Consider the following 22,857-nt stretch of genomic DNA (forward strand, 5'->3'; position numbering starts at 1 on the left):
GGTATCATCGGCTGCGGCGCCCGTTTTCCTGTCCGGAAATGCCCGGCGGCTAATGGCTTTTATTCATTTTCCTGCAATGCGGATTCCCATTTAACACGGAGAAGCAGGACGATGGAGATCGCCGCCGCCATGTAGTTGGAGAATAAATTCCCCCAGAATACGGAATAATAGGCGAGGAAGCTTTCCGTTGCCAGTATAAACAGGTAACGGAGCAGCCATATTCGCAGCAGCCCCACCACCATCGGAACCTTTGTCTTTCCGAGGCCGATAAACGCCCCCTGAACTACCATGCAGATTCCGAAACCGACGACGGAATACGTGTAAATATGTAACGCGTGATTTGCAATCTCCAGCACATCCTGCTGGCGCGTAAACAGGGTCGTCAAATGGGACGAGGCCGGTACTATAATGGAAATAATAAGGAAAGCCGTGATCATGCTGGCCACGCATCCGGTCAGAGTACACTTCTTCGCCCGTGCGCCCTGTCCCGCGCCCACGTTCATACTCACCATGGTTGTGATGGCAGCGCCGAAGGAGCTGGGCAGGTTAAAGCATACTGACGTGATGTTATTGGCAATTCCCTGACCGTTTAAGACAACAGGACCGTATTTCTGGGTCTCATTGTTGATGAGGAAGAAGCCGAAATTCAGCATCAGGCTTGTCACCATAGCCGGGATGCCGACGCGGATCAGCTGATGGATCAGGACTCCGTCAAACCGAAAGCCCTTCAGGGTCAGCTGGTTCTCTCCCTTCTGGATAAACAGCTCATAGAACATCCAGATACAGATGAGCATATTGGCGCAGAGCGAAGCCATGACACAGCCCACAATCCCCAGGCGGAGCCAGACGATAAAGACTACATTAAAAATTATTTTTAATACCAGCATCAAAACCATCCGGATAAATGTCGCTTCCGGCCGCCCGGTGGCATTCATAATAGCATTATAAATGCTTTCCAGGAAGGAAAACGGAAGAACCATGGCATATAAGGCGATATAAAGCCAGACATTATGAGAGATTTCCTGATCCACATGGCCCGATATTGGAAACGCGATGAGCACCAGAAGCGGCGCGATGCACAGGCCGAGGCAGAATGCGAAAACCACGGTCTGAGTGCTGATATGCTTCACCCGCTTAAAATTCCCCTGGCCGAAGGTCTGCCCGATGATGGCCATGGCGGCCACGCTTAAGCCCTGGGCCAGCGCGGTCATCATGTTTATGATCGGCTCGCTGTAGGTAACGGCGCTGGCCACCAGCGTACCCGCTACATTATTGATGAAAAGACCGTCGGACAGCGGCATCAGGGACTGCACCACGCTCATCATCAGGGTCGGAAACGACAGCATCATCAGAGTTCTTACGATACTGCCGTTCAGGATCAGTTCACGGCGTTCGGCCGCGCCCGTTTTCAATATTCCAGTTTTCATGTTCCACACATCTCTTTCTTTTCTGTACAATTAAAATGTCACAAATTCTAACTATAGCACAATTTATCTGTTCCTGCATCCTGCTTTTTCCATTTTTAGCAGTTTGTTAATATCCCCGTAACAGTTCAGACGGCGGGAAAATTGGCGCAGGAAGCAGCGTCAAGCTTGCTTGTAAGCGGCTTTATGCACCAATTTTCACATCGGATGAATATCCGATGCTTCTTGACCGGCTTTTTCGGTCAAGAAGATGAGCCGTCTGAACTGTTACATATTCCCTCTTCCCTTTCGCCGCCTCGTCTTAACGCTTTTTTATCCTTTGTAAAATCGGCGTTAAGCTTTTCATTTTCTATAGATTTTTCACGTCAGTCCGTTATAATCGAAGTAAAGAAACATTAAAATCCACGTAAAGTGAGGTAAGACATGAATGGTATGACAATCCCCATATCTGATTTTTTAACAGGACTCTCGTCCAGCCCGGCGTTTGCCGTTACCACGGTTCTGACGCTGGGCGTTATTCTGGTCAACGGCTGGACCGACGCCCCTAACGCCATCGCTACCTGCGTCTCTACCCGGGCCATCACCGCGAAGTATGCGATTCTGATGGCGGCCGTTTTTAATTTTCTGGGAGTTTTTCTCATGACCATGCTCAATCAGAGTGTGGCCTCCACCATTTACAATATGGTCGATTTCGGAGGCGACAACCACCAGGCGCTGATTGCGCTCTGCGCCGGGCTGACCGCCATCGTCGCATGGGCCGTGGCCGCATGGTGGTTCGGAATTCCGACCAGCGAAAGCCACGCCCTGATCGCCGGCCTGTCGGGAGCCGCGATCGCCCTGCATAACGGCGTCGACGGAATCAATGCGTCCGAGTGGGTCAAGGTTCTCTATGGCCTCCTGCTCTCCACTGTTCTCGGCTTCGTCTCCGGCTGGATCTCTGTCCGGCTGGTGGAACTGCTCTTCCGGGACCGCGACCGCAGAAAGACAAACCGCTTCTTCGGAGGCGCCCAGATTGCCGGCGGAGCCGCCATGGCCTTCATGCACGGCGCTCAGGACGGCCAGAAATTCATGGGTGTCTTCATGCTTGGAATCTTCCTGGCCCAGGGAAATGTGGGCGAAGGCCATTTCTCCATTCCGGTCTGGCTGATGGTACTGTGCAGTATCGTCATGGCGCTTGGCACCTCCGTCGGAGGTTACCGCATCATCAAGGCGGTGGGCATGGACATGGTGAAGCTGGAGAAATACCAGGGTTTTGCCGCCGACTTAGCCGGGGCCTTCTGCCTCTTCCTATCCTCCATCGCAGGGATTCCGGTCTCCACCACGCACACGAAGACCACCGCCATCATGGGCGTGGGGGCCGCAAAGCGGATTTCCTGTGTGGACTGGGGCGTCGTGAAGGAGATGGTCCTTACCTGGGTCTTAACATTTCCCGGCTGCGGTGTCATCGGCTTTTTCATGGCGAAACTGTTTCTCTGGATCTTTTAGGAAAAATGGAAGATATCGGGAGATAAATAACGATCAAACTATAAACAGCAAATAGAAAAGGAGTCAGAATCATGACAGGAAAACGAGATCATTTATATTTTGAACTGCTTCAGGAAGGCGTCCGGTATGCGGTTGAAGCGGCGGCGCAGCTGCAGAACGATTTAGAGCACTTTGATGCCTCCGTGTTAAATCAGCAGATTGATACCATGCACGAGCTGGAGCACCAGGCCGATTTGACTAAACATCAGGCGATGGAAAAGCTGATCCGGGAATTCATCACTCCCCTGGAGCGCGAAGACATTCTGGGTCTCACCAGCGCGATCGACGATGTGACAGACAGCATCGAGGATGTGCTGCTGCGCCTCTACATGTTTAACATTCATGAGTTAAGGCCGGATGCCCTGGAATTTTCCCGTATCGTGGCACAGTGCTGCGCTGCGCTTCAGGATTTGATGGATGAGTTTCCTCATTTCCGTAAATCGAAAACCATAAGGGAAAAGATCATTGAGATTAACCATCTGGAAGAAATTGGAGACCGCCTCTACACGGAAGCCATGCACCGCCTTCACACAGAGCGTCCGGATGCCGTGGAAATCCTGTCCTGGACCACAATTTATGACCGGTTCGAAAAATGCTGCGACATGTGTGAACACGTAGCCGACTCGGTGGAACTGGTAATATTGAAAAACAGCTGATGGTACAGGGCGCCGGAGAATGACTCTTCAGCGTCCCTGTGTCCTTCCTGCAAAAATCCGAAAGGGAGCGGTATTTCACATTCCCTTTCCTGCAAAGTAAGCTTCATTGAACAGAACGGCCGGGTGATCCGGCTTTTTCTTTTTGGACTTCTCATGGTACTCCAATGCTTTTTCCCTTTCTCCCAGCCTGTCATAGCAGACACAGAGCTGAATATCCGGTATGAAATCACTGCAGTCCGGATTCACGAAGGCGCCGCTTTCCTCATTGGTCTTCTGATCCTTCGCCCGCAGATACCAGTAAACGGCCTGTTTCAAGTTACCCTTGTCGCTTCCCCCCTGTTCCATAAACCATTTTCCCGCCTCACAGCAGAGTTCCGGGCGGGGCAGGTCGTAACGAAAGCTTCGGAACAATGCCTGAAGGGCTTCTTCCCGTTTTCCCATTCTGGCGTAGCAATGGGAGAGATCCAGACAGGCACTGATATTATTTTCAATCCATCCTCTCCCCTCTTCCAGAAATGTCAGAAACATGGCCGCAGCCTCTTCATAACGCCCATGATAGAACAGCTCCCTGGCATAGTAAAACTGATGTCTGGGATCCGTGATCCCTCCATGTTCTTTCATGGTCTCATAGATCTTCAAATTGCGGTCGGGATCCGAAGGGTGCAGCTTTCTGTGGCAGACGGCCGCCTTGCCATAAAGGATGGTCCCGGCCGGTGTGATTACCTCGTGAACCGCTCCCTGCCAGAGAAATCTCCTGCTTCGTTTCAGAAGGCGCTCCCGGTAATACGTCATGGTGGGGTTCCCCTTCTGGTCGAAGGCCACCTGATACGGCATCATGACGACATCCGTGTTCCCATCCAGCTCCTCTTTCATCTGCTGAAATTTCTTCCTGTCCTCTTCTTCGATCACGTCATCCGCATCCAGCCACATCTGATAATCCATAGTCGCTTTTGAAAAGGAAAAATTGCGCGCTGCCGAGAAATCATCAATCCACGGAAAGTCGTATACCGTGTTCGTAAACCGGCCGGCAATTTCCTTTGTTCTGTCTGTGGACCCCGTGTCCACAATGATGATTTCATCCACGATATCTTTCACACTCTCCAGGCACCGCCCCAGAACGTCCTCCTCATTCCGTACAATCATACACAGGCTCACCGTCGCCATTTTATCTCATCCTTTCTGATTTTTATCCGATAAATACGCATAGGCTCTTACGGTTATCATATGCAAAACACAGCCGGAACGAACCTTTCGGTTCATTCCGGCTGTGTTCAGACTTCCTTCTGCTATTGATAGATGCTGGCTTTTATTTCCTGAATGATCTTATCGAGGCCTAGCTCATTACACTCACTGATCAGCCCCATTGTAACAAATTTCTTATAAGCCGCTGTCAGACTGCTCCGGTCACCGGATTCAGTCAAGCCGATCATTTCATCAATAAAAGCTAAAATTTCACTGTCCGCATCTTCCTTCTTCGAATAGTTCTCATATAACACCTGCAGTTCCTGGGCCAGCGGCCCGCTTACCGCATTTCTGCTGACGGTTTTTACTTTAGCTGGTGTCGTATCCTTAGCGTTGTCTTCCTCTGAGCTCTTTACTGCCTTTCCATTTTCATCAAACAGAATCTCTACTGCAGTGCCGTCCTCTGTCAAACTTTTAACTGCCTCGTAAAACCCGACTGCGGAGTCCTCATCATGAGCTGAAAAAGAAATAATATCTCCATCCAAAAGCTTCATATGAACCATTTTCTCTGCGTTGCCGGTCCGATGGTACAGCAGCCACACAGCGGCAGAGGCCGCCAGGGCGATCAACATGCACACAACATGCGTACCCGCTAATGCTATAAATAGAAGAATAAGGAACAGTTCCGCCGGAAACGGTTTCACCGTCAGCTCCCCCAGCCATACCTGGGAAATCCCTGATGACCGCACCATATGATTTTCCCAGCTTATGAGACCATCTTTTATCTGTATGTTAGAAATCTTATACTGAGTTTCCTGGTTTTTTCCTGACATAATGTATCCTTCCAAAAACGAAATCACACTTCTCCCACAACTGTTGCGATTAATGTAGGATTTGCTATTATTGCGCTTCCCCCCATATCAAATTCTTCAATATCCACTAAGACGCTATAGATACAGCATTTCTCTGCCGCTGCATTGTGGTCATACACAGACAGCGTAAAACTATTCGCCTCCGAACATACTTTATCCCGATCGTATAATATCCCTGCACTGACTGGAACAGTAACCCCATGACCGCTTTCCTGCCTCAAAATTTGAAATCTCAGCCGCAGTTTTAGTTTCTCAGCAATAATATTACAGGAAAAAGCCAATTGGATCAGTATATTTTTATAACCAGAGGTATCCAAACTAAGAGAAGCCACATGAAATGTGGCTCTCTTATCTGTTCCTTCGGGCAGGACAACTCCCCCAAAATCAGCATTTTTAATGAATATATTTTCTTTGCGGCATACATCTTCAGAAGAATGTGGGCGCTGTTTCATCTGGGGGAAAGGGTATTGCCCCACATTATATCTTGGCTGATTGAATTTCGGGGGAATGCAGTTACATGTTCCAGAACCTGTTTGACAACCATGTCCAAATAGCCTGTAATACATTGCTGCTCCTTTTAGCTAATTAGCAACCGGTAGCGTTATCGACAACAATAGCTCCAAGAGTCGCATTGTTAATAGAAGTAACACCAACCGTTGCAACACCTGCAACCGTTGCAACTACACTGTAAGTGCAGCATTCTGCCTCGCAGATATCGCAGTCACATACGAAAAATGAGAATGAATCACTCGCAGTAACAGCAACGAGGCGGGAGAACGTCCAGACAGGACCAACCGGAATCGGAACCAGCTGATTTTTACACTGTTTGAAAATCTGGAAATTCAGGGAAAGAACTGCCGCCGTAGTAACAATATTGCTGGCAAATTCAAACTTAATGCAAGGTTTACGGAATCCTTTTGTATCTACAGTTGTTGTAGCAACTGTAAAATTAGTTCCTGCAATCGTTGCCAGAGGAAGAGTCACCGCACCAGGACAGCCACATTTTAATGTTGTTCTGTTCGGAGCGAGAGCTCTGCATCTTTCACATTCACAGTAACATTTGCAGTCACAATCGCAGGATTCTCTCTGATCACACTCACAGTTATTATAGTTCATATCACTCATAATGGAACCTCCATATTATTTCTTTTATTAATACCCTGATGGTATACTACAGTATATTTCAAAAATGGAAAAAGGTGACATATCGGAATTTGGGCATCTTGCCTGTCCTTTGGCTGGTGGGGACATGAGGGCGGCATGGGGGGTGTGGGGACCCGAAGACAAATTGATTGGGCGACCAGGATATAGGGGAGGATGGGATTTGGTGGGATTGAGAGGCAGAATTTTTTTTGGATTAGTGGCAGATATTTTCAGGGGCGAGGCAGATTTGAGGGTGGGGTGGAGACAGTTTTTTGAAGAATTATAACGATTTCCGAAAAGCAAATTAAGGTATGAACTGGAAGGCTAATAAGGGGGAATCAGCAAATGGGGTGAGGCGTGGATTCAGATACGAATTGAAGGTATCGTGAACAGCGTTTAAGGTATTCTTAACAGGCGGATTCTTAAGAATCCGCCTGACTTATGTGGTCTGTTTTAATCCAGACCATTTGCTTTTCCTTTGTTTATTGCTGCTTATTAATCTGATTTACAGACCAAACAATACCACTGCCGGAACCACCTAAATTCAGCCCGATCGTAAGTCCGTTTGCTACATAGTAAAGTCCGATGATATCACCAGCATTTAGCTGTACCTCTCCAGCCAATGTTACAGTTCCGCTGCCCAAGATTGTTCTTAATGACAGTATCAGCGCAATATTAACATTTAAGATAGGAAATAAACCTGTAATTAAACTGGTCACCGTCGGTGAACTTCTCTGTACAACAAATGCAGGGTTAATTCCCGCCCCCAGTGCGATTGTGATTACCGCTGTCGTTGCATAGTTAATTGTCGCTTCTATAATATATCTGCCTGTGGCCGGCACAGTATAATTTCCAGTCGCCGGATTAAAATTTCCACCGTTGAAATATGGGGCGGCCACCGACCAGCCAGTTAGCTGACTGCTGGCAGATACACTAGCTGTTGACAGAAATGCTGAAAAACCTTCACTCGTGACAGTCGGACCGGTGGCGCCTGTTGGGCCGGTTGGGCCTATGATGCCTTGCGGGCCTGTTGCTCCGGTTGGACCTGTTGGGCCTATGATGCCTTGCGGGCCTGTCGCTCCGGTTGGGCCGGTGGGGCCTGTGATGCCTTGCGGGCCTGTCGCTCCGGTTGGGCCGGTGGGGCCTGTGACGCCTTGTGGTCCGGTTGCTCCTGTCACTCCCGTTGGTCCTATATCCCCTTGTGGACCCGTAGCTCCTGTTGATCCTGTTGGCCCTTGCGGTCCGGTTGCTCCTGTCGCTCCCGTTGGTCCTGTCACTCCTTGTGAGCCTGTTGGGCCTGTCGCTCCTTGTGGTCCTGTAACTCCTGTCGCTCCTGTGGGACCCATCGTCCCTGTAGGACCTGTCGCGCCCTGCGGGCCGGTTGCTCCTGTCGCTCCCGTAGGACCAGTCGGACCTGCTGATCCAGCATTTAATACACTAATACCAGCATTAACCGGAACCACATCTGATAGACTGACCTCCGTAGCTAATGCATTTCTTAATGAAATACTAAAACCTGCTGTAACTGTCAAAACTGCCGAGCCAAATATCTCTCCATTTTTTATTCCACTGCCAGCGGTATAACTACTGGAAGGCGTTTCGTTAGTCACAATCGAAAAACTTGGACCGAATACGCCAAGTGCTGTTTTGACAGTCACAAACCATGATACATAGTATTGCCCCGCATTTATAAACGTTATCATACCATCTGCCGGATTATACGTTACATTGGTATCAGAATCAACCAATATTTCGTTAAACAATACAGCGGCATTTGCAGATACTATAAGGGGCGTCGTATTTTGTAACTGTAATCCTAAACCAGCCATTATAACACCTCTTTTAAAACCTTTTATTCTTAGCCATATTTAAATATGGCTTATACTTTAGCCTCTACTATACGCATACTCGCCTGAACAGTTATATCTGATAATGTCAGTGCCGCACCTGATTGGTTTACCAGCTGCATTGTAAATGGTAATTGACCAGCCGTTACTTGAAGAATCGCATTCCCATAAAATTGTCCCGGTATGGATGGCGGTGCATAACTTTCGCCAATTATAGTGGACGTCGTAGCATTAACCAAGTTTACTACTACAAAATCAAGATCTCCTGATCCGTCTAAATTCAACCACCAATCAACAAAATATAAACCTTCTGCCGTAATTTCAATTGTCCCAGCCGTATTTGTGATATCCGGAGTTAAATTTGTAAAGACTGTATCAAAAGTAAATACTCCTCCATCCGCAACATTGTTTCCCAAACTATTTTTAACTTCAAGCTGAATACCACCAACCACTCCTGATGGACCTGTTACTCCCGTTGCCCCAGTCGGGCCTGTTGCTCCGGTATTTCCTTGCGGTCCTGTTGCTCCTGTCGGGCCTATATCTCCCTGTGGTCCTGTTGCTCCCGTTGCCCCAGTCGGGCCTGTCGCTCCGGTATTTCCTTGCGGTCCTGTTGCTCCTGTTGGACCTGTATCTCCTTGTGAACCTGTTGCTCCTGCCGGACCCGTTACTCCCGTATTTCCCTGGGGGCCTGTCGCTCCGGTAATTCCTTGCGGTCCTATTGCTCCTGTTGGACCTATATCTCCTTGTGGACCTGTTGCTCCCGTCGGGCCCATTGCTCCCGTTGCCCCAGTCGGGCCTGTATCACCTTGTGGCCCTGTTGCTCCTGTCGGACCCGTTGATCCGGTATTTCCTTGCGGTCCCGTTGCTCCCGTCGGCCCTATATCTCCTTGTGGACCTGTCGCTCCCGTCGGGCCTGTTGATCCGGTATTTCCCTGCGGACCTGTTGCTCCTGTTGAACCAGTTACTCCCGTCGGCCCTATATCTCCCTGTGGACCTGTTGCTCCCGTTGAACCAGCGGCACCCGTCGGCCCTATATCTCCCTGTGGGCCTGTTGCTCCCGTTGATCCGGTATTTCCCTGCGGACCTATCGCCCCCGTTGCACCAGTTACCCCCGTTGGACCTATATCCCCTTGTGGGCCCGTCGCTCCGGTTGCACCAGTGGCACCAGTTGGGCCAGTGGGACCCCCCTTACCGATATTGACTACTGCAATTCCAGCCATAACTTCTACATTATCATTAAGCCGAACTCCGCCGTTCGTCACATTTCGAAGTGTCAAACTAAATCCGGCACTTACATTGAGAAGTGCAAAGCCGGATATTTCTCCTGTTTTTATACCGCTTCCAGCCGTATAATACGTAGGCGTGGCTTCATTGGTCACAATAGAAAAGCTTGGCCCAGATGTGCCAAGCCCCGTTTTCGTCACCACAAACCAAGATACATAATATTCACCTTCCTGCACAAAGGATATTGTTCCATCAGCAGAATTATAAACTACGTTTGGATCATCGCTGACAAGCGTCTCATTAAAAAGGACCGCACCGCCTACAGCGATATAATCAGCAATAGTATTTTGAAGTTGTAATCCTATATCGGCCATAATATCACCATCCCTAAATTCTATATAAATCGCAATGTTTCATTGCGTAAACTTCTGATTTGATCAATTGCTTTTGTAAAACCAGCCTAGCAAGTAATTCCTGCAATCACAATATTAGCCTGTACCGAAGCCTCCGTGTACCTCACGGTATCTCCGCTTATATTTACAAGCGAGAGTCTTCCCGGTGTTTTTCCCGTCGTAATAAGAGCTGTTCCTGACAGCTGACAGGTTACCTGTGAAGACGAACTGACTGAGATCATGACATTGTTAACTACCACACAAAAATCAATACTCTGCACAGTCTCTGCCCCGTCAATAGCCACCTCCCAGGAAACATAGTAGCTTCTATTGGAAGGTAATGTGAACTCTCCCGTCATATCATTATATTGTATTCTTGGATTTGACTGGTTTACCATTTTATCAAACACGACATTGGTGTTGTTCTCTAAAAGCGCTCTGGCCGCCCCGCGCAGCTGTACCTGTACACCACTTAAGTTACAGGACCTCTGTTCCGGAGGACAGACGGGACAACAGCGCTTGCAGCCGCATCTGTTACAAGAGGTGTTCTCACAATTCCTCACATCACCGTGTCCGCGGTTATCATTATCATTGTCCCTAAGCATCACGCATGTTCCTTTCCTGATTAAGCTGCAAATCAATATGCTGCATGAATGGAGCTGCCAGGTATATCGTGCCATGCAGCCGAAACCGATATTTTAAATTTACTCCATTCCCAGGCGCCAGCTGTTTCGTCCCTGTAATCAGACACACAGATGGATCAAATACACCTAGGCTATTATATGCGTAGGCTTGTATTATGTCACAAACGCACATTACCACATTTAAGTCATTTACAATCTGCTGAAACATATCTGAATAAATGATTTTCAGCATACTCCTGTTTTTCATCAAACCTATACAAAAAACACCGGCAGTTCAACAAAGTATGAACTGCCAGTGTTTTCTTCACCCATTAATACAAGGAGACATTTATTCCTTTGCTTCTATTTTTCTTTATGATATAGCTACACCAGCACTTGCATAACCTACAACACTGTTTACAAGATTAAGGCCCGTAGCCGTAGTTGAAAATACAAGTAAGAGACGTGTATTCATTGTCACCGGGATTGAAAGCCCTGTCGTCGACCCACTGGAGATATCACCAATGGAAATGAGACCGCTGAGAGCTGGAGCCAACGTAACAACTGCCCCTGCAATCGGTGAGAAAATGTTATTCGGTGTCGTAGATTGATAAAGCTGTGCCCGGATTGTAATTGTCGAACCTACTAAAGACAATGCCACAGTACTGCTGAAAAATGCGGACATAGAAGTGATCACACCATCACGCGGTACTGAAAATGCAAAGTTTGTAAGTGTTCCGGCCGCATTTGTTAAATCGATTGTTGTTCCCAACACACCAACACTTGGTGCGCTGTCTCCAAAACCAATCAATGATGGAATACCAGCTAATCCGCCGAGAATTGTTGTCATTGTAATTGGTAATCCAGACGAATACGGAATAATTGCACTGCTTCCGGCTATACCAGCTGCTCCGGTTGCCCCGGTTGCTCCGGTTGCTCCTGTTGCTCCGGCTGCTCCTGTGGCTCCCGTGGCCCCGGTTGCTCCGGCTGCTCCGGCTGCCCCTGTGGCTCCCGTGGCTCCTGTGGCTCCGGCCGCTCCGGCTGCTCCTGTGGCTCCCGTGGCTCCTGTGGCTCCGGCCGCTCCGGCTGCTCCTGTGGCTCCTGTTGCTCCCGTCGCACCATTGGCTCCTGCAGTTCCGGTTGCTCCTGTTGGACCTGTCGGGCCCGTGGCTCCGGTGGCTCCGTCTGCTCCAGCTGCTCCGGTGGCTCCTGTTGGGCCAGTGGCTCCGGTGGCTCCATTCGCACCAGCGGCTCCTGTCGCTCCCGTTGCTCCTGTGGCTCCATTCGCTCCCGTGGCTCCGTTAGCGCCTGTCGGACCTGTTGGACCTGTCGCACCTGTAGCTCCATCTGCTCCTGCGGTTCCAGTGGCTCCGGTCGCACCTGTAGCTCCCGTTACTCCGGCTGCTCCATTTGCTCCTGTTGCTCCGGTGGCTCCGGTTGCACCCGTTGCTCCGGCTGCTCCATTGGAACCAGTTGCACCTGTCGGGCCAGTCGGACCTGTTGGACCCGTCGCACCCGTGGCTCCTGCCGCTCCTGCGGCGCCAGTCGCTCCAGTGGCTCCTGTTGCGCCTGCGGCTCCGGCTGCTCCGGTCGCTCCCGTTGCACCCGTGGCTCCTGCCACTCCGTTGGCTCCGGTTGGACCTGTTGCGCCGGTTGGACCTGTCGGACCTGTTGGACCTGTCAGGCCTGTGGCTCCCATCGGACCTGCGCTTCCGGTTGCACCTGTGGCACCTGTGGCTCCGGCTGCTCCAGCCGCTCCAGTGGCACCTGTCGGGCCCGTGGCTCCTGCCACACCATTTGCGCCTGTGGCACCTGTGGCTCCGGTAGCTCCGGTGGCTCCCGCCGCGCCTGCAGCTCCAGTCGCGCCTGTTGCTCCAGTTGCTCCGGTTGCTCCAGCGGCTCCGGCGGCTCCTGTTGGGCCTGTCGGACCTGCCGCTCCATTCGCTCCCGTTGCTCCGGTAGCTCCTGTCGCACCTGCAGCACCATTAGCTCCTGTTGCTCCGGTCGGGCCAATCGGGCCTGCGGCTCCGGTAGCGCCAGTTGCACCCGTTGCACCTGCGGCTCCATTCGCTCCCGTTGCTCCAGTTGCACCCGTCGCACCTGCGGCTCCGTTTGCTCCCGTTGCTCCAGTCGCTCCGGTAGCACCTGCCGGGCCATTCGCCCCCGTTGCTCCAGTCGGACCGATTGGGCCTGCGACTCCAGTAGAGCCAGTCGCACCTGTAGCACCAGTTGCTCCCGGGCTGCCTGCTGCCCCTGTTGCTCCTGTTGGACCGATTGGGCCGGTTGCTCCGGTTGGACCTGTCGGGCCTGCGACTCCTGTCGGACCTGCAGCTCCTGCTGCTCCGGTAGCACCTGTTGCTCCAGGAAGCCCCTGAAGTCCGGTTACACCCTGGGGACCCTGAGGACCTGTCACACCGGCAGGCCCCTGCGGACCTGTAACGCCCTGAAAACCTCTTGGCCCCTGCGGACCCTGCGGCCCTGTTGCCCCACGAGGCCCCTGCGGACCTGTCGCGCCCTGAGGCCCTCTCGGCCCAGGACATCCCTGCGGACCCTGCGGCCCCGGAAGACCCGGAAGTCCCTGCGGTCCTCTCGGTCCCTGAGGCCCTGGACAGCAGTGGCACATGTTATTACCACAGTTATTGCCGCAATTACTACCGCAATTACCTCCACAACTACGATTTGATACATTCGGACAGCCTGGACGGTCTGCATACGGCGACTGCTGTGAAACAGACTGGTACTCCTGTTGTCCATCGGATATATGGTTATCGAAATTGGGGATCCCAAACGGGCCCCCCGCCTTCGGATAATATTTACAACTCATAAAAAACCTCCTGAATTCTCTTTCCATTATTATTCTATGTCCAACAGGAAAAAAGAGTTCTAGAGGTTCCGTTCACTTCCATTGATCAAGGCAAAAATAAAAGGGATCACAGCTTCCTGCAATCCCTCTTTCCGCTTAAATCTTTTCGAACCGTTCCACGTCCGTTACAAATATCGTTGCTCCGCCAAGCTCAACGGTCATTGGCATCATCATATATCCTGCTGAAATAGATGCAATATTCGGTGCCGGAACATTACAGGTTATCTTCTGTCTCTTTCCACAGGTATCCTTAATTAAATTAATTACTTCCTCAACCTTGTCATCATTCGTACCAATCATCAGGGTAGAGTTGCCTTTCTTCAAGAACCCACCGGTAGTAGCCAATTTCGTTACGCTGAAGCTGTTTTCATTCAGTACATCTGTCACACGGTTTCCATCGTCGGAACTGACAATTGCATAAACTATCTTCATATCAATCACCTCGTTGTCTTTCTTGGCAAATATATAAGCTGGTTCTATTATAAAGCATAATCAGGAAAAATAAAACAGCAAATCACAAAATAATTATCAATTTTCTGTTAATATGTAACAGTTCACAGCCCCGTCGTCCTCTGCTTCCCGATCTGCCCCGGCTGGCTCATGGGCCGTTTCCAGTGACTTTGCAGGGGATTAGCAATTCTTAACGCGCAGGATTTTTCGTTCAGGGGAAATTCCCACCTGTCTGAGCGCAGTGAGTTTGGGAATTTCCCCTGGTTTTTAGAAAAATTCTGCACGTTTAGAAGTGCTTATCCCCGAAACTGGAACTGGAAACGGCCCATGAGCCAGCCGGGGCAGACCGGGAAGCAGAGGACGACGGGGCTGTGAACTGCAACGTTAATATTCAAAATTCTTCATCTTTTCTGCAAGCTTTCGATAAACCCAGGTCTGCATCCATGGCTCCTTTGATGCATTGATTCCATCCTCCGTCAAAAACCAGCGCACATCACTGTTTTCATCCTCTTTTTCATGCAGATTTGCTTCTTCATCCGCCTCCAGCAGATAGGTGATGTTCAAATGAAGGTGAGACGATACATAGCTTCCATTTTTTATATGACCGGACACAGTCAGTATCTCAATAGAAAAGATATCTTCGGTGACAGGGCTCACAGAGCGAAGCCCGCTCTCCTCCATCACCTCTTTTTGAGCCACCAGAAGCAGGTTCTTCTCTCCATCCGCATGACCGCCCAGCCAGGCCCACGAATCGTAAATATTATGATACGCCATCAATATCTTATTGCGCTCACGGTTTGTCACCCATGCCGAGGCCGTCATATGAACGTCCTTGCTCTCTCTCGTATATATCAGATCCCCTCGCTCCAAAAACTTCAGAATCTGTTCCCGGTCTTTTTCTTCCTGTTCATTATAGGGTATGTAGCCCATTAACGCTTCCCGCAAATCCATCTTTTTTTCCCTCCATCCACCATTTTTTAAACTTTCCAGTCATAACTCGTCTTTTTTTGCTTATATATTGAATAAGAACCTTATTAAACGAGGATATTTTATGGATATAACAACATTTCATTACTCAGATCATACTCCGTATCCACCCATAAAGGTGGACGGCAAAAATCCCCAGTATGCGGCCGCGATTCTTTCCAATATCGGTTCCTGCAACTCCGAGATGACCGCGGTCAGCCTTTACTTTTATAACAGCCTGGTCACCAGGGAGTACTATCACGACGTAGCCGAATGTTTCCACCGGATCAGCATTGTGGAAATGCAGCACCTCGATATCTTCGGTGAACTGGCTTTAAAGCTGGGAACTGACCCGCGGTTATGGAGCTATAACAAAGGGCGCATGTATTATTGGTGTCCCGGATGCAACCAGTATCCGACGCAGATTCATGCATTGCTCACCAACGCACTCGAAGGAGAGATCGAAGCTATCCGCAAATACCATGCTCAATCTGAATGGATTGAAGATGGACATATTCGGTCAATTTTAAACCGCATCATCGCGGATGAAGAGCTTCACGTCAAGATATTCCGTTCTCTCTTATCCGAGCTTTCCATGCCGGAACCGGAACCGCAATCGGAGCCGGCCGAATCACCGGAGCCCACTTCGCAGGTTCCTACATAATGTGTTTCTTCGTCTCCTGATCCAGTCTGTCACGCAGTGCGGCCATCAGCCCGTCTTCACGAAAATAGGCTGCGCCGTACTGCAGATTAAATTCATAATCAAAATCGGAGGGATTCATCCCCTGATTATGCTGCAAAATAGTTTCCGCCTTATCCAGAGCCTTCACCAGATGGGCTTCAGGAGAACTGTTCTCGTTATACTCCTTCCAGATCGCCATAAAATTATCACGATCCTTATCCGGGAGAAATGAAAACAGCCGTTCCACAGACCGCTGCTCCTCCGCATGCTTTTGCTGTTCATCTGGCAGCAGGGCGGCCGATATATCACCGTCATACAGCTCCCCCAGATCATGGATCAGGCACATGAGAAGTGCCTTCTTTCCATCCAGTTCCGGATATTCGTCCAGCATCAGAGCGGCAAAGAGAGCCAGCCTCCAGCTGTGTTCAGCCGTGCTCTCCTGTCTCCCTGCAGATCCCCACGCCGTGCGCAGTACATTTTTCAAAAGCTCTGTCTCCTTGATAAAAGCCAGATACCGGTCAAGCCGTTCTTCCTCCATCATTCATCCTCCATCCTGATTTCCACACCCTCCTGGTGCTTCCTCTCCATCTGATGCCGATTCTTTCGATTTTCCACTGTGTCAAATATAATCGAGAAATCGTAATCTTCCGGATAGAGCTCTTCTGCTGCGACTAAAAGCTTTATCCGTTTGTGATTGATCCATATCTTCCTGTCCTGCAGCTGCACCTGGAGGACCCCCTTCTCATTCACCGTTCTGCATACAATTCCCGTCTTTTTATCCGGCAGAACTAAAACACTGTCGCCAACTGTAAACTTCACAGCCAGTTCCTTCTGAATTCCCTTTTCTTCCTTCTGTTTTCGAATACGGGGGCCTTCCGGAAGAATGACATGTTTTTTCTTTTTGCCTCCGCGCTCCTCCTGAAGCCGCTCTGGTTTCAAATTGCCGTATGCAGCCTGTTCCGCCCTTAAAAGCATGGCGTCCGGCATACCTAATTTTTTAGCAATAAACAGAGCGCAGCTTTCTCCCGCTTCTCCCTGTACAAGCCGGTAAAGCGGCTGCAGGGTCTCCCGGTCAAAGGCCATTCTTGCATTCTCAACACCATCGGCCGCTTCCGCATACCCCTTCACCTCCGGATAGTGGGTCGTAACCAGAAACAGACATCCGCACTGCCTCAGACTCTCCAATATGGCAATGGCAATCCCCATTCCCTCCGCCGGATCCGTACCGGACCCAAGTTCGTCCAGAAGTACCAGACTCTCCGGTCCTGCTTTTTTCAAAATATCCAGCACATTTGTAATGTGAGCGGAAAATGTGGACAGATTCTCAGATATATTCTGTCCGTCTCCAATATCGCACAGCACCTGATTATTCATACAGAGACTGGCTTCTTCACATGGCACGTGAAGTCCGCACTGCGCCATGATGCAGAACAGTCCCACCGTCTTCATCGTCACAGTCTTCCCGCCTGTATTGGGTCCTGTAATGACGACTCCATTTCCCCGGTCTCCGAGTTCGAAGCTCAAGGGCACTGCGTGTTCCCGGCTCATCAGCGGATGTCTGCCGTTCCTGATTCGAATGTTCCGTTCCATGTTGATCTGCGGTTCTTTCGCCTCCATAACGGCGCTTAACTTTCCTTTGGCGAATATATAGTCCAGCTTCTCAATCAATCTCTTGTCGGCTTCGAAAACCTCCCGGTTTTCCGCCACCATGGCCGTCAGTTCATAGAGAATTCGTCTCGTTTCATTCTCTTCTTCCATCTTCAGCAGCTCCAGCTCTGAATTCATAGAGGCAACCGCTTCCGGTTCGATAAAAAGAGTCGCCCCTGTAGCGGACTTATCAATCACACTTCCCGGCACCGATGACCGGTAATCCTTCTTTACAGGCAGACACATCTTGCCATTACGGTTCGTCACGTAATGATCAGCAAAACAGTTCTTCCTGCTCTTTAAGATTGAGTCCGCTTTAGCCCGGACCTTTTCCTCCATACGGATCATGTCCTGCCGCAGACTTCTGAGAAGGCGGCTGGCTCCGTCCTCAACCCGTCCCCCTCTGACAGCTTCCGCGAGCTGCTCCCTCAAGTGCTCCAGGGGATCCAGTTCCTCATCATAGCAGGCCAGACTCGTGTTTAAATATCTGCACCGGTTCAAAAAGTCCTTCAGGCGTTTTACCGCCGTCAGCGTCATACCGACCGATTCCAGCTGTTCGGCTGACAGACAGCCGTCCTGTCCGACTATAATCAGGATGTCATCCACATCACCCATGGACGCAATCGGCGGCATACCTGCACTTTCAATAATCAGTCTCGCCTCTGTCGTATCTTTCTGACTCTTCCTTACATCGCCCTCGTACAGATACGGTTCCAGGCTGCGTATTCTCTCTTTTGCTGACTTTGTACATGCCAGTTCTTCCAGTTGTCTTAATATATGGTCAAATTCTAATGTATGAAATGTGTTGTTCATTGTTCTTTCTCCTGTTTTATTGTTCATTTACCAGCAGCAGCCAGGCGGCATCAGAAGAGGAATAGACGGCAGCTTTTCTTATTACGAATAAAGAGTCCGGCTCGCCGGACTCTCGCGCCGGAGCGCGGTTGCCTCAGCAACCATACTTCCTTAGCGCGGAGTGCGCATCCTGCCCGGAGGGCTTTTTGTGTAACAGGAGCACTTTCCTGTTACACAAAAAACTGCAGGATCATAGGGCTGGCTATGTTCCTGCAGATAACGATTCATCCTTTTCGTGTATATCACTGCCATTCACATCCCTATGGTCTAAACAGGTACACAAAATAGAAAGAAGATATTGCCTTACAAAATCAATCTTCTCTTAAGCTGTTCCTGTTCCCGCTATTCTCTTTCTATGCGCCATATTCAGATGCAATTAACAAACACACACTTCCAATCATTTTTATTTATCGCTACTATATCATGTCAATCTGAAAATGTCAACGGAATTTCCTTCCACCTTCTATCCACCACGTTTTCAGCATCTGGAGTTCTTTCACATTCAGGCAATTTTTCAGGGTATGATTCTCGATTCGGGAAAGGCACTCGTCATAGTCTATCCACATGACAGATTCTACCTCTTCCTTCTGAAGCTTCAGCTTATCCGCTTCTATCGGCCTTGTGTATACATAGACTCTGCAGATTTCATGGTTGTCAATTACCCATGTCTGAAGACACGGGCTTGCAACTCAACTACACGTAGTACGGCATGTGATTCATGCCTCCTGCCTCAAACGTTGGCTACAATAGGCTGATTGACGACAGCCCGCCTGCTTCGGCTATGCCTGACAGGCCTCTGCAAACAGAGTATTACATCCTTTACGGTAGATATTGATGGCCCCTGTCCGGTCGTCATTACTCCGGTAACCGCATACCGTACAGCAAAATTCATGCTTTCTCCTGTTACGGTTGGCCTTTGTCGTATTTCCGCAGACCGGACAGCTCTGGCTGGTGTACTTCGGGTCTGTCGCAAGGACTTCTGACTGCGACAGCGCAGCTTTGTATTCCAGCATCTCCCGGAACTGGCAGAATGACCAGGAGACCATGACGTACCGGGATTTTAAACGGACGTGTTCTGTGACAGTGCGTATCCCCGTTAGATCCTCTATAATAAAAAGCGTACCTGCTCCATACTGTGAGATAAGTGCCTTCGTAACCGCGTGATTTACCGCAGTTACGTAACGGGTTTCTTTCTCACGGAGCTTTTTCAGCTTCCGCTTTGCTGATTTTGTTCCACATGCCTGCAGACGCTTCCGCAGAGCAAGGACTTTTGCGCGCTTTTCCTTGACCGTGCGGCCGGAAAAGAATCTGGTGTTCCCTTCATCGTCAAAGGAAACTGCCAGATGGTTCACACCGAGATCAATTCCAACGACATGGTTTAAGATATTCCTGTTCTCTGCTTCCAGAGTAACCGGTATATGCAGATAGTATTTCCTGTTTTTACGGATCAGTTTAGCAGTGCCAAAGCGTCCACCGGCAGAAAACCAGTGTTCCATCCCTTTTAATTCAAATGGGATATGCAGCCTGCCGGAAAGGGTATTTAAACTGACGGACTGACCTGATATGGAGTAATCCCGGTTCCATACCAGATCATACTCAAAGTTTCGAAAAGATACTTTCGAGAAAGGGTGGCCATTGCTTTTCATGGATTTATATTTCGCAAGGACGGTCTTAAATACACTCTGAGTCATCTGAGAGCGGAGTCCGAACTGCTGTCTGACCGGGTAGAGTATAAAGCATGGTCTAATTCGAGATAGCGGATTCCCTCCCGTCCAAAAACGAAAGCGGAGACGAAGTTCAGTACATCCCGGATAACGGACAGTGTCTTGTTCAAAATCATCATCTGCTCTGATGTAGGGTATAGTTTGACTTTAGCAGTAATTGTAATAGATTTCATAGATTTTGAACCTCATAACAGATTATTTCCTGAGTACATTTTACCGCAAATTGGAGTAAAAAGCAAACAGATGTTTGAAACCATCCGCATCCCGTTCATCCAATAGTTCCAGAGAACTGCCATCCAGTACTGCCTGAGTCAGCCGCTCCCCTTTATAACAAAGCTTCAACGAAAAGAAAGGCTGGTTATTCTGCAGCAATTCAAAGAAGATCAGGTCGCCTTCCCATAGACTCAGTTCCCGAATCTGATCCTTTTTTACCCATTCAAGCTGTCCTTCCCGGCAATCACCGATCGTCCCCTCATAGCGGTCAGCTGTATACAGACACATATACTCTTCCGGCCAACGGTCAGAAACGAACGTGACAAGGCCGCGGAAACGCCATCTTAAGAGTGTGAGTCCGGTCTCTTCCTTCACTTCCCGAAGCAGACACTCCTCCGGACTCTCTCCCTTCTCAAAGTGGCCGCCTACGCCCAGCCACTTATCACGGTTCATATCCCCTTCTTTTTTCACCCGGTGCAGCATCAGATAGCTGTCTTCCGTTTCGATATAACAAAGTGTTGTAAAATTTGTATGCGGCATGAAATTTACTTCCTCTTCCCCAAAATTGATAAACGTACATCATCCACCATGACAGAAGTATAGTCTATGGTATTTAAATAATCCAGTATCTCCTGCTTCTTTCCGGAAATACAGTAGTTCTTCGTGGTCAGTACCGCCTGCTCCCTGGTCTGATCCAGCAATTCCTTCACTGGTCCCACCGTTGTAGGATATACGTAATACCGTCCTTTGCTTCCCATACGAAGGCCCAAAGCATTCAACAGCTGCGGCTGTGACAGCAGATATTCCAGATTCCCCAGATACTCCTGCTTTAACTCTTCATCTGTCATTCCCACCCGGTCGCGTTCGTCCTCTCCCATAATGCTCTTTCTGATCGTAAGACCACCGCGTACCTTTCCTTCTTCATTATATATTTCCACCCAGTTTACCTGGATCGGGGCGTCAATCACTTCAGATACCGGTTTCGCTGTCCTGATACTGAGTGATAAATGAATCACACTGGAATCCGGCAGTTCTTCCATCTCTTCCTTAAGCGCAGCCTTATCCTCTTCGCTCATCAGTCCGTAGCCATAACGGTTCGCAGTAACCGTCGTAAGATTCTGAGGATCCTCAACCGCAATTCTGCCCCAGTTCACATTCATCTTAACATTGGGAGGAAGGCCCACATATATGGGACTGCTGGTGTCCAGAACACTCATTTCAATTACGTAACGGCCAAATCCACGATCCTTCAGGCTGGAATCGTATACCGTTACATATGGCTGGGCAGTTTCATAATAAACCCTCATATATTTCGTAAATTCATTCTCGTATGCCGCCTCAGCCGATGTAAACAAGGGGCGCGGATTAAAACTGCAGAGTTTCATCACAGGATTAATGATCAGAAGCAGCACCGCCGCCGCAATCGCCACTGCGAAGAGCGTGCGAAGACTGATCTTTGTAATCCTTCTGTTAATCTGACGCTCGATCTGCCTCTCCAGGCCTCTGTCCTCCATAACATAACATTCTGGCAGATCATTCAAGCCTTCTGCCAGTTCATCAAAATCCTTCATGATCTTTCACCTCCAACAACCTCATGACCTGTTTCTTTGCACGGGACCGGATCTGCCGCACATTCTCTTTCGTGATTCCCATGGATCTTCCGATCTCCTCGTCGCTTAAATGAAAATAGATCGAATCCAGCAGCACTTCCTTATAGTGAACCGGAAGCGTGGTAATCGCTTCCAGTAAAAGACGCTTCTCCTCATCCTGAATCAGATCATCCAGAATATGATCCTCCTGCCTGATAAGCGACAAATCAAAGCTTCCTTCATCCACCAGACGGTTACGCCTCTTCCACAGGTTGAAATACTCATTCTTCAGTACCTTGGTAAGCCAGTAACGCAGACTCCCGCCTCCCTCATAAGACAACAGCGCTTTTAAAAATGTGGACTGCACCAGGTCTTCCGCATCAGATCGGTTACCGGAAAGAGACAGTGCATAGACATAAAGCGGCCTGTAAAACTGCCTGTATACAGTTGTAAACTCGTCCTGTTCCATGCCCCTTCCCTCCTTCTGACTATAAAACAATCCAGCCAGAGATTTGTGACACTTTGGGTGAAAAAAATTTCAAATTAATTGGTGATTGCCGTATCCTCATTCATTCCTGCTTTTGTCTCCGGTATTCTGCCCGCAGTCCCCATGACTTCCAGAGAAACCACGCAGTTTGTTTCCTTTCCGTCATACAGTACCGGAATCTGGCAGATTCCTTCCTGCTCCCAGTTGCAGCTGCTCAAATCAAAGGTGAATTTCGATAAATCATATTCCTCTTCAGAAAAATAATTCTCAGCCCTGATATCCGGCTCCTTTCCAACCTCTGTTTCTGCATAAAACGTGGTTTTCGTCCCCTGGTCAAACAGCGGATCATTCTTTCCGGTCAGATTTCCGTACAATGCTGCCAGAATAATTACCAGCACAATCGCGCTGAACAGTGTTATATGAATTTTCTTCATAGATTTCCTCCTTGCCTCTCAAACAGTCCGAAACGGCATATTTCTCCGTCGGCCGGAAGGTCA

At 49.3% G+C, this 22,857-nt stretch carries 22 protein-coding genes; 3 read left to right on the forward strand and 19 right to left on the reverse strand.

Annotated features, from left to right (window positions below):
* Nucleotides 1–59: 59 nt before the first annotated feature.
* Nucleotides 60–1,427, reverse strand: coding sequence for an MATE family efflux transporter (locus DFR60_RS00265; RefSeq protein WP_110321092.1), 1,368 nt, complete (start codon nt 1,425–1,427; stop codon nt 60–62).
* A 429-nt stretch (nt 1,428–1,856) separates the two neighbouring features.
* Here DFR60_RS00265 and DFR60_RS00270 point away from each other — a divergent pair, with 429 nt between their 5' ends.
* Together DFR60_RS00270 and DFR60_RS00275 are read left to right on the forward strand one after the other, a co-directional pair.
* Nucleotides 1,857–2,909, forward strand: a complete 1,053-nt coding sequence (locus DFR60_RS00270) for an inorganic phosphate transporter (RefSeq protein ID WP_110321598.1) — start codon at nt 1,857–1,859, stop codon at nt 2,907–2,909.
* A 71-nt stretch (nt 2,910–2,980) separates the two neighbouring features.
* Nucleotides 2,981–3,604 (forward strand): DUF47 domain-containing protein, encoded by a 624-nt coding sequence (locus tag DFR60_RS00275; RefSeq protein ID WP_002600640.1) that lies wholly within the window; start codon nt 2,981–2,983, stop codon nt 3,602–3,604.
* A gap of 75 nt (nt 3,605–3,679) precedes the next feature.
* Here the strand turns inward: DFR60_RS00275 and DFR60_RS00280 are convergent, their stop codons facing one another.
* From DFR60_RS00280 to DFR60_RS00330, 10 genes are all read right to left on the reverse strand, one after another.
* Nucleotides 3,680–4,768, reverse strand: coding sequence for a glycosyltransferase (locus tag DFR60_RS00280; protein ID WP_110321093.1), 1,089 nt, complete (start codon nt 4,766–4,768; stop codon nt 3,680–3,682).
* A 122-nt stretch (nt 4,769–4,890) separates the two neighbouring features.
* Nucleotides 4,891–5,619, reverse strand: coding sequence for a hypothetical protein (locus tag DFR60_RS00285; protein WP_110321094.1), 729 nt, complete (start codon nt 5,617–5,619; stop codon nt 4,891–4,893).
* 23 nt (nt 5,620–5,642) lie between these two features.
* A complete protein-coding gene (locus DFR60_RS00290; RefSeq protein WP_110321095.1) occupies nt 5,643–6,224 on the reverse strand; it encodes a DUF4489 domain-containing protein in 582 nt (193 codons plus the stop codon).
* 19 nt (nt 6,225–6,243) lie between these two features.
* Nucleotides 6,244–6,783 carry a DUF4489 domain-containing protein gene (locus DFR60_RS00295; protein WP_110321096.1) on the reverse strand — a complete coding sequence of 180 codons (540 nt, stop codon included), beginning with the start codon at nt 6,781–6,783 and terminating at the stop codon, nt 6,244–6,246.
* Between the two features lie 500 nt (nt 6,784–7,283).
* The gene (locus DFR60_RS31110; RefSeq protein ID WP_110321097.1) at nt 7,284–8,630 is read right to left on the reverse strand and encodes a collagen-like domain-containing protein; all 1,347 of its coding nucleotides are present in this window, start codon (nt 8,628–8,630) and stop codon (nt 7,284–7,286) included.
* A 50-nt stretch (nt 8,631–8,680) separates the two neighbouring features.
* A complete protein-coding gene (locus tag DFR60_RS31115; protein WP_110321098.1) occupies nt 8,681–10,246 on the reverse strand; it encodes a collagen-like domain-containing protein in 1,566 nt (521 codons plus the stop codon).
* A gap of 86 nt (nt 10,247–10,332) precedes the next feature.
* A complete protein-coding gene (locus tag DFR60_RS00310) occupies nt 10,333–10,869 on the reverse strand; it encodes a hypothetical protein (RefSeq protein ID WP_110321099.1) in 537 nt (178 codons plus the stop codon).
* A 391-nt stretch (nt 10,870–11,260) separates the two neighbouring features.
* Entirely contained in the window at nt 11,261–13,711 is a 2,451-nt protein-coding gene (locus DFR60_RS00320; RefSeq protein WP_110321101.1) for an exosporium glycoprotein BclB-related protein, read from the reverse strand.
* A gap of 135 nt (nt 13,712–13,846) precedes the next feature.
* Nucleotides 13,847–14,182, reverse strand: coding sequence for a cyclic-di-AMP receptor (locus DFR60_RS00325; RefSeq protein WP_002600650.1), 336 nt, complete (start codon nt 14,180–14,182; stop codon nt 13,847–13,849).
* Nucleotides 14,183–14,584: 402 nt separating this feature from the next.
* Entirely contained in the window at nt 14,585–15,151 is a 567-nt protein-coding gene (locus tag DFR60_RS00330; protein ID WP_110321102.1) for an NUDIX hydrolase, read from the reverse strand.
* 100 nt (nt 15,152–15,251) lie between these two features.
* On the opposite strand from DFR60_RS00330, the gene DFR60_RS00335 reads away from it, so the two are divergent.
* On the forward strand, nt 15,252–15,830 hold the full coding sequence (locus DFR60_RS00335) for a ferritin-like domain-containing protein (RefSeq protein WP_110321103.1): 579 nt from the start codon (nt 15,252–15,254) through the stop codon (nt 15,828–15,830).
* Here the strand turns inward: DFR60_RS00335 and DFR60_RS00340 are convergent.
* The 8 genes from DFR60_RS00340 to DFR60_RS00375 all read right to left on the reverse strand — a co-directional run bounded on the left by DFR60_RS00340 (nt 15,823) and on the right by DFR60_RS00375 (nt 22,794).
* The gene (locus DFR60_RS00340) at nt 15,823–16,386 is read right to left on the reverse strand and encodes an HD domain-containing protein (protein ID WP_110321104.1); all 564 of its coding nucleotides are present in this window, start codon (nt 16,384–16,386) and stop codon (nt 15,823–15,825) included. The genes DFR60_RS00335 and DFR60_RS00340 overlap by 8 nt on opposite strands.
* On the reverse strand, nt 16,386–18,308 hold the full coding sequence (locus DFR60_RS00345; RefSeq protein ID WP_110321105.1) for an endonuclease MutS2: 1,923 nt from the start codon (nt 18,306–18,308) through the stop codon (nt 16,386–16,388). Before DFR60_RS00345 ends, DFR60_RS00340 begins: the two co-directional genes overlap by 1 nt.
* A gap of 818 nt (nt 18,309–19,126) precedes the next feature.
* Complete coding sequence (locus DFR60_RS00355) at nt 19,127–20,038, reverse strand: transposase (protein ID WP_243004942.1); 912 nt, start codon at nt 20,036–20,038, stop codon at nt 19,127–19,129.
* A complete protein-coding gene (locus DFR60_RS30745) occupies nt 20,035–20,244 on the reverse strand; it encodes a helix-turn-helix domain-containing protein (RefSeq protein WP_243004943.1) in 210 nt (69 codons plus the stop codon). The genes DFR60_RS00355 and DFR60_RS30745 overlap by 4 nt, the downstream gene beginning before the upstream one ends.
* Nucleotides 20,245–20,284: 40 nt before the next feature.
* A complete protein-coding gene (locus DFR60_RS00360) occupies nt 20,285–20,824 on the reverse strand; it encodes an NUDIX hydrolase (protein WP_243004944.1) in 540 nt (179 codons plus the stop codon).
* A gap of 5 nt (nt 20,825–20,829) precedes the next feature.
* Nucleotides 20,830–21,855: a hypothetical protein gene (locus DFR60_RS00365; RefSeq protein ID WP_110321106.1), complete on the reverse strand. Its 1,026-nt coding sequence runs from the start codon at nt 21,853–21,855 to the stop codon at nt 20,830–20,832.
* Complete coding sequence (locus tag DFR60_RS00370; RefSeq protein ID WP_110321107.1) at nt 21,842–22,342, reverse strand: RNA polymerase sigma factor; 501 nt, start codon at nt 22,340–22,342, stop codon at nt 21,842–21,844. The genes DFR60_RS00365 and DFR60_RS00370 overlap by 14 nt, the downstream gene beginning before the upstream one ends.
* Nucleotides 22,343–22,416: 74 nt before the next feature.
* On the reverse strand, nt 22,417–22,794 hold the full coding sequence (locus DFR60_RS00375; protein WP_110321108.1) for a ty transcription activator TEC1: 378 nt from the start codon (nt 22,792–22,794) through the stop codon (nt 22,417–22,419).
* Between the last annotated feature and the right edge of the window lie 63 nt (nt 22,795–22,857).

The sequence above is a fragment of the Hungatella effluvii genome, from assembly GCF_003201875.1.
GTDB classification, from domain to species: domain Bacteria; phylum Bacillota; class Clostridia; order Lachnospirales; family Lachnospiraceae; genus Hungatella; species Hungatella effluvii.

Coding starts and splice junctions, on each gene's coding strand:
- DFR60_RS00265 (WP_110321092.1), bottom strand. CDS start 1,427: ATGAAAACTGGAATATTGAAAACGGGCGCGGCCGAACGCCGTGAACTG.
- DFR60_RS00270 (WP_110321598.1), top strand. CDS start 1,857: ATGACAATCCCCATATCTGATTTTTTAACAGGACTCTCGTCCAGCCCG.
- DFR60_RS00275 (WP_002600640.1), top strand. CDS start 2,981: ATGACAGGAAAACGAGATCATTTATATTTTGAACTGCTTCAGGAAGGC.
- DFR60_RS00280 (WP_110321093.1), bottom strand. CDS start 4,768: ATGGCGACGGTGAGCCTGTGTATGATTGTACGGAATGAGGAGGACGTT.
- DFR60_RS00285 (WP_110321094.1), bottom strand. CDS start 5,619: ATGTCAGGAAAAAACCAGGAAACTCAGTATAAGATTTCTAACATACAG.
- DFR60_RS00290 (WP_110321095.1), bottom strand. CDS start 6,224: ATGTATTACAGGCTATTTGGACATGGTTGTCAAACAGGTTCTGGAACA.
- DFR60_RS00295 (WP_110321096.1), bottom strand. CDS start 6,783: ATGAGTGATATGAACTATAATAACTGTGAGTGTGATCAGAGAGAATCC.
- DFR60_RS31110 (WP_110321097.1), bottom strand. CDS start 8,630: ATGGCTGGTTTAGGATTACAGTTACAAAATACGACGCCCCTTATAGTA.
- DFR60_RS31115 (WP_110321098.1), bottom strand. CDS start 10,246: ATGGCCGATATAGGATTACAACTTCAAAATACTATTGCTGATTATATC.
- DFR60_RS00310 (WP_110321099.1), bottom strand. CDS start 10,869: ATGCTTAGGGACAATGATAATGATAACCGCGGACACGGTGATGTGAGG.
- DFR60_RS00320 (WP_110321101.1), bottom strand. CDS start 13,711: ATGAGTTGTAAATATTATCCGAAGGCGGGGGGCCCGTTTGGGATCCCC.
- DFR60_RS00325 (WP_002600650.1), bottom strand. CDS start 14,182: ATGAAGATAGTTTATGCAATTGTCAGTTCCGACGATGGAAACCGTGTG.
- DFR60_RS00330 (WP_110321102.1), bottom strand. CDS start 15,151: ATGGATTTGCGGGAAGCGTTAATGGGCTACATACCCTATAATGAACAG.
- DFR60_RS00335 (WP_110321103.1), top strand. CDS start 15,252: ATGGATATAACAACATTTCATTACTCAGATCATACTCCGTATCCACCC.
- DFR60_RS00340 (WP_110321104.1), bottom strand. CDS start 16,386: ATGGAGGAAGAACGGCTTGACCGGTATCTGGCTTTTATCAAGGAGACA.
- DFR60_RS00345 (WP_110321105.1), bottom strand. CDS start 18,308: ATGAACAACACATTTCATACATTAGAATTTGACCATATATTAAGACAA.
- DFR60_RS00355 (WP_243004942.1), bottom strand. CDS start 20,038: ATGACTCAGAGTGTATTTAAGACCGTCCTTGCGAAATATAAATCCATG.
- DFR60_RS30745 (WP_243004943.1), bottom strand. CDS start 20,244: ATGAAATCTATTACAATTACTGCTAAAGTCAAACTATACCCTACATCA.
- DFR60_RS00360 (WP_243004944.1), bottom strand. CDS start 20,824: ATGCCGCATACAAATTTTACAACACTTTGTTATATCGAAACGGAAGAC.
- DFR60_RS00365 (WP_110321106.1), bottom strand. CDS start 21,855: ATGAAGGATTTTGATGAACTGGCAGAAGGCTTGAATGATCTGCCAGAA.
- DFR60_RS00370 (WP_110321107.1), bottom strand. CDS start 22,342: ATGGAACAGGACGAGTTTACAACTGTATACAGGCAGTTTTACAGGCCG.
- DFR60_RS00375 (WP_110321108.1), bottom strand. CDS start 22,794: ATGAAGAAAATTCATATAACACTGTTCAGCGCGATTGTGCTGGTAATT.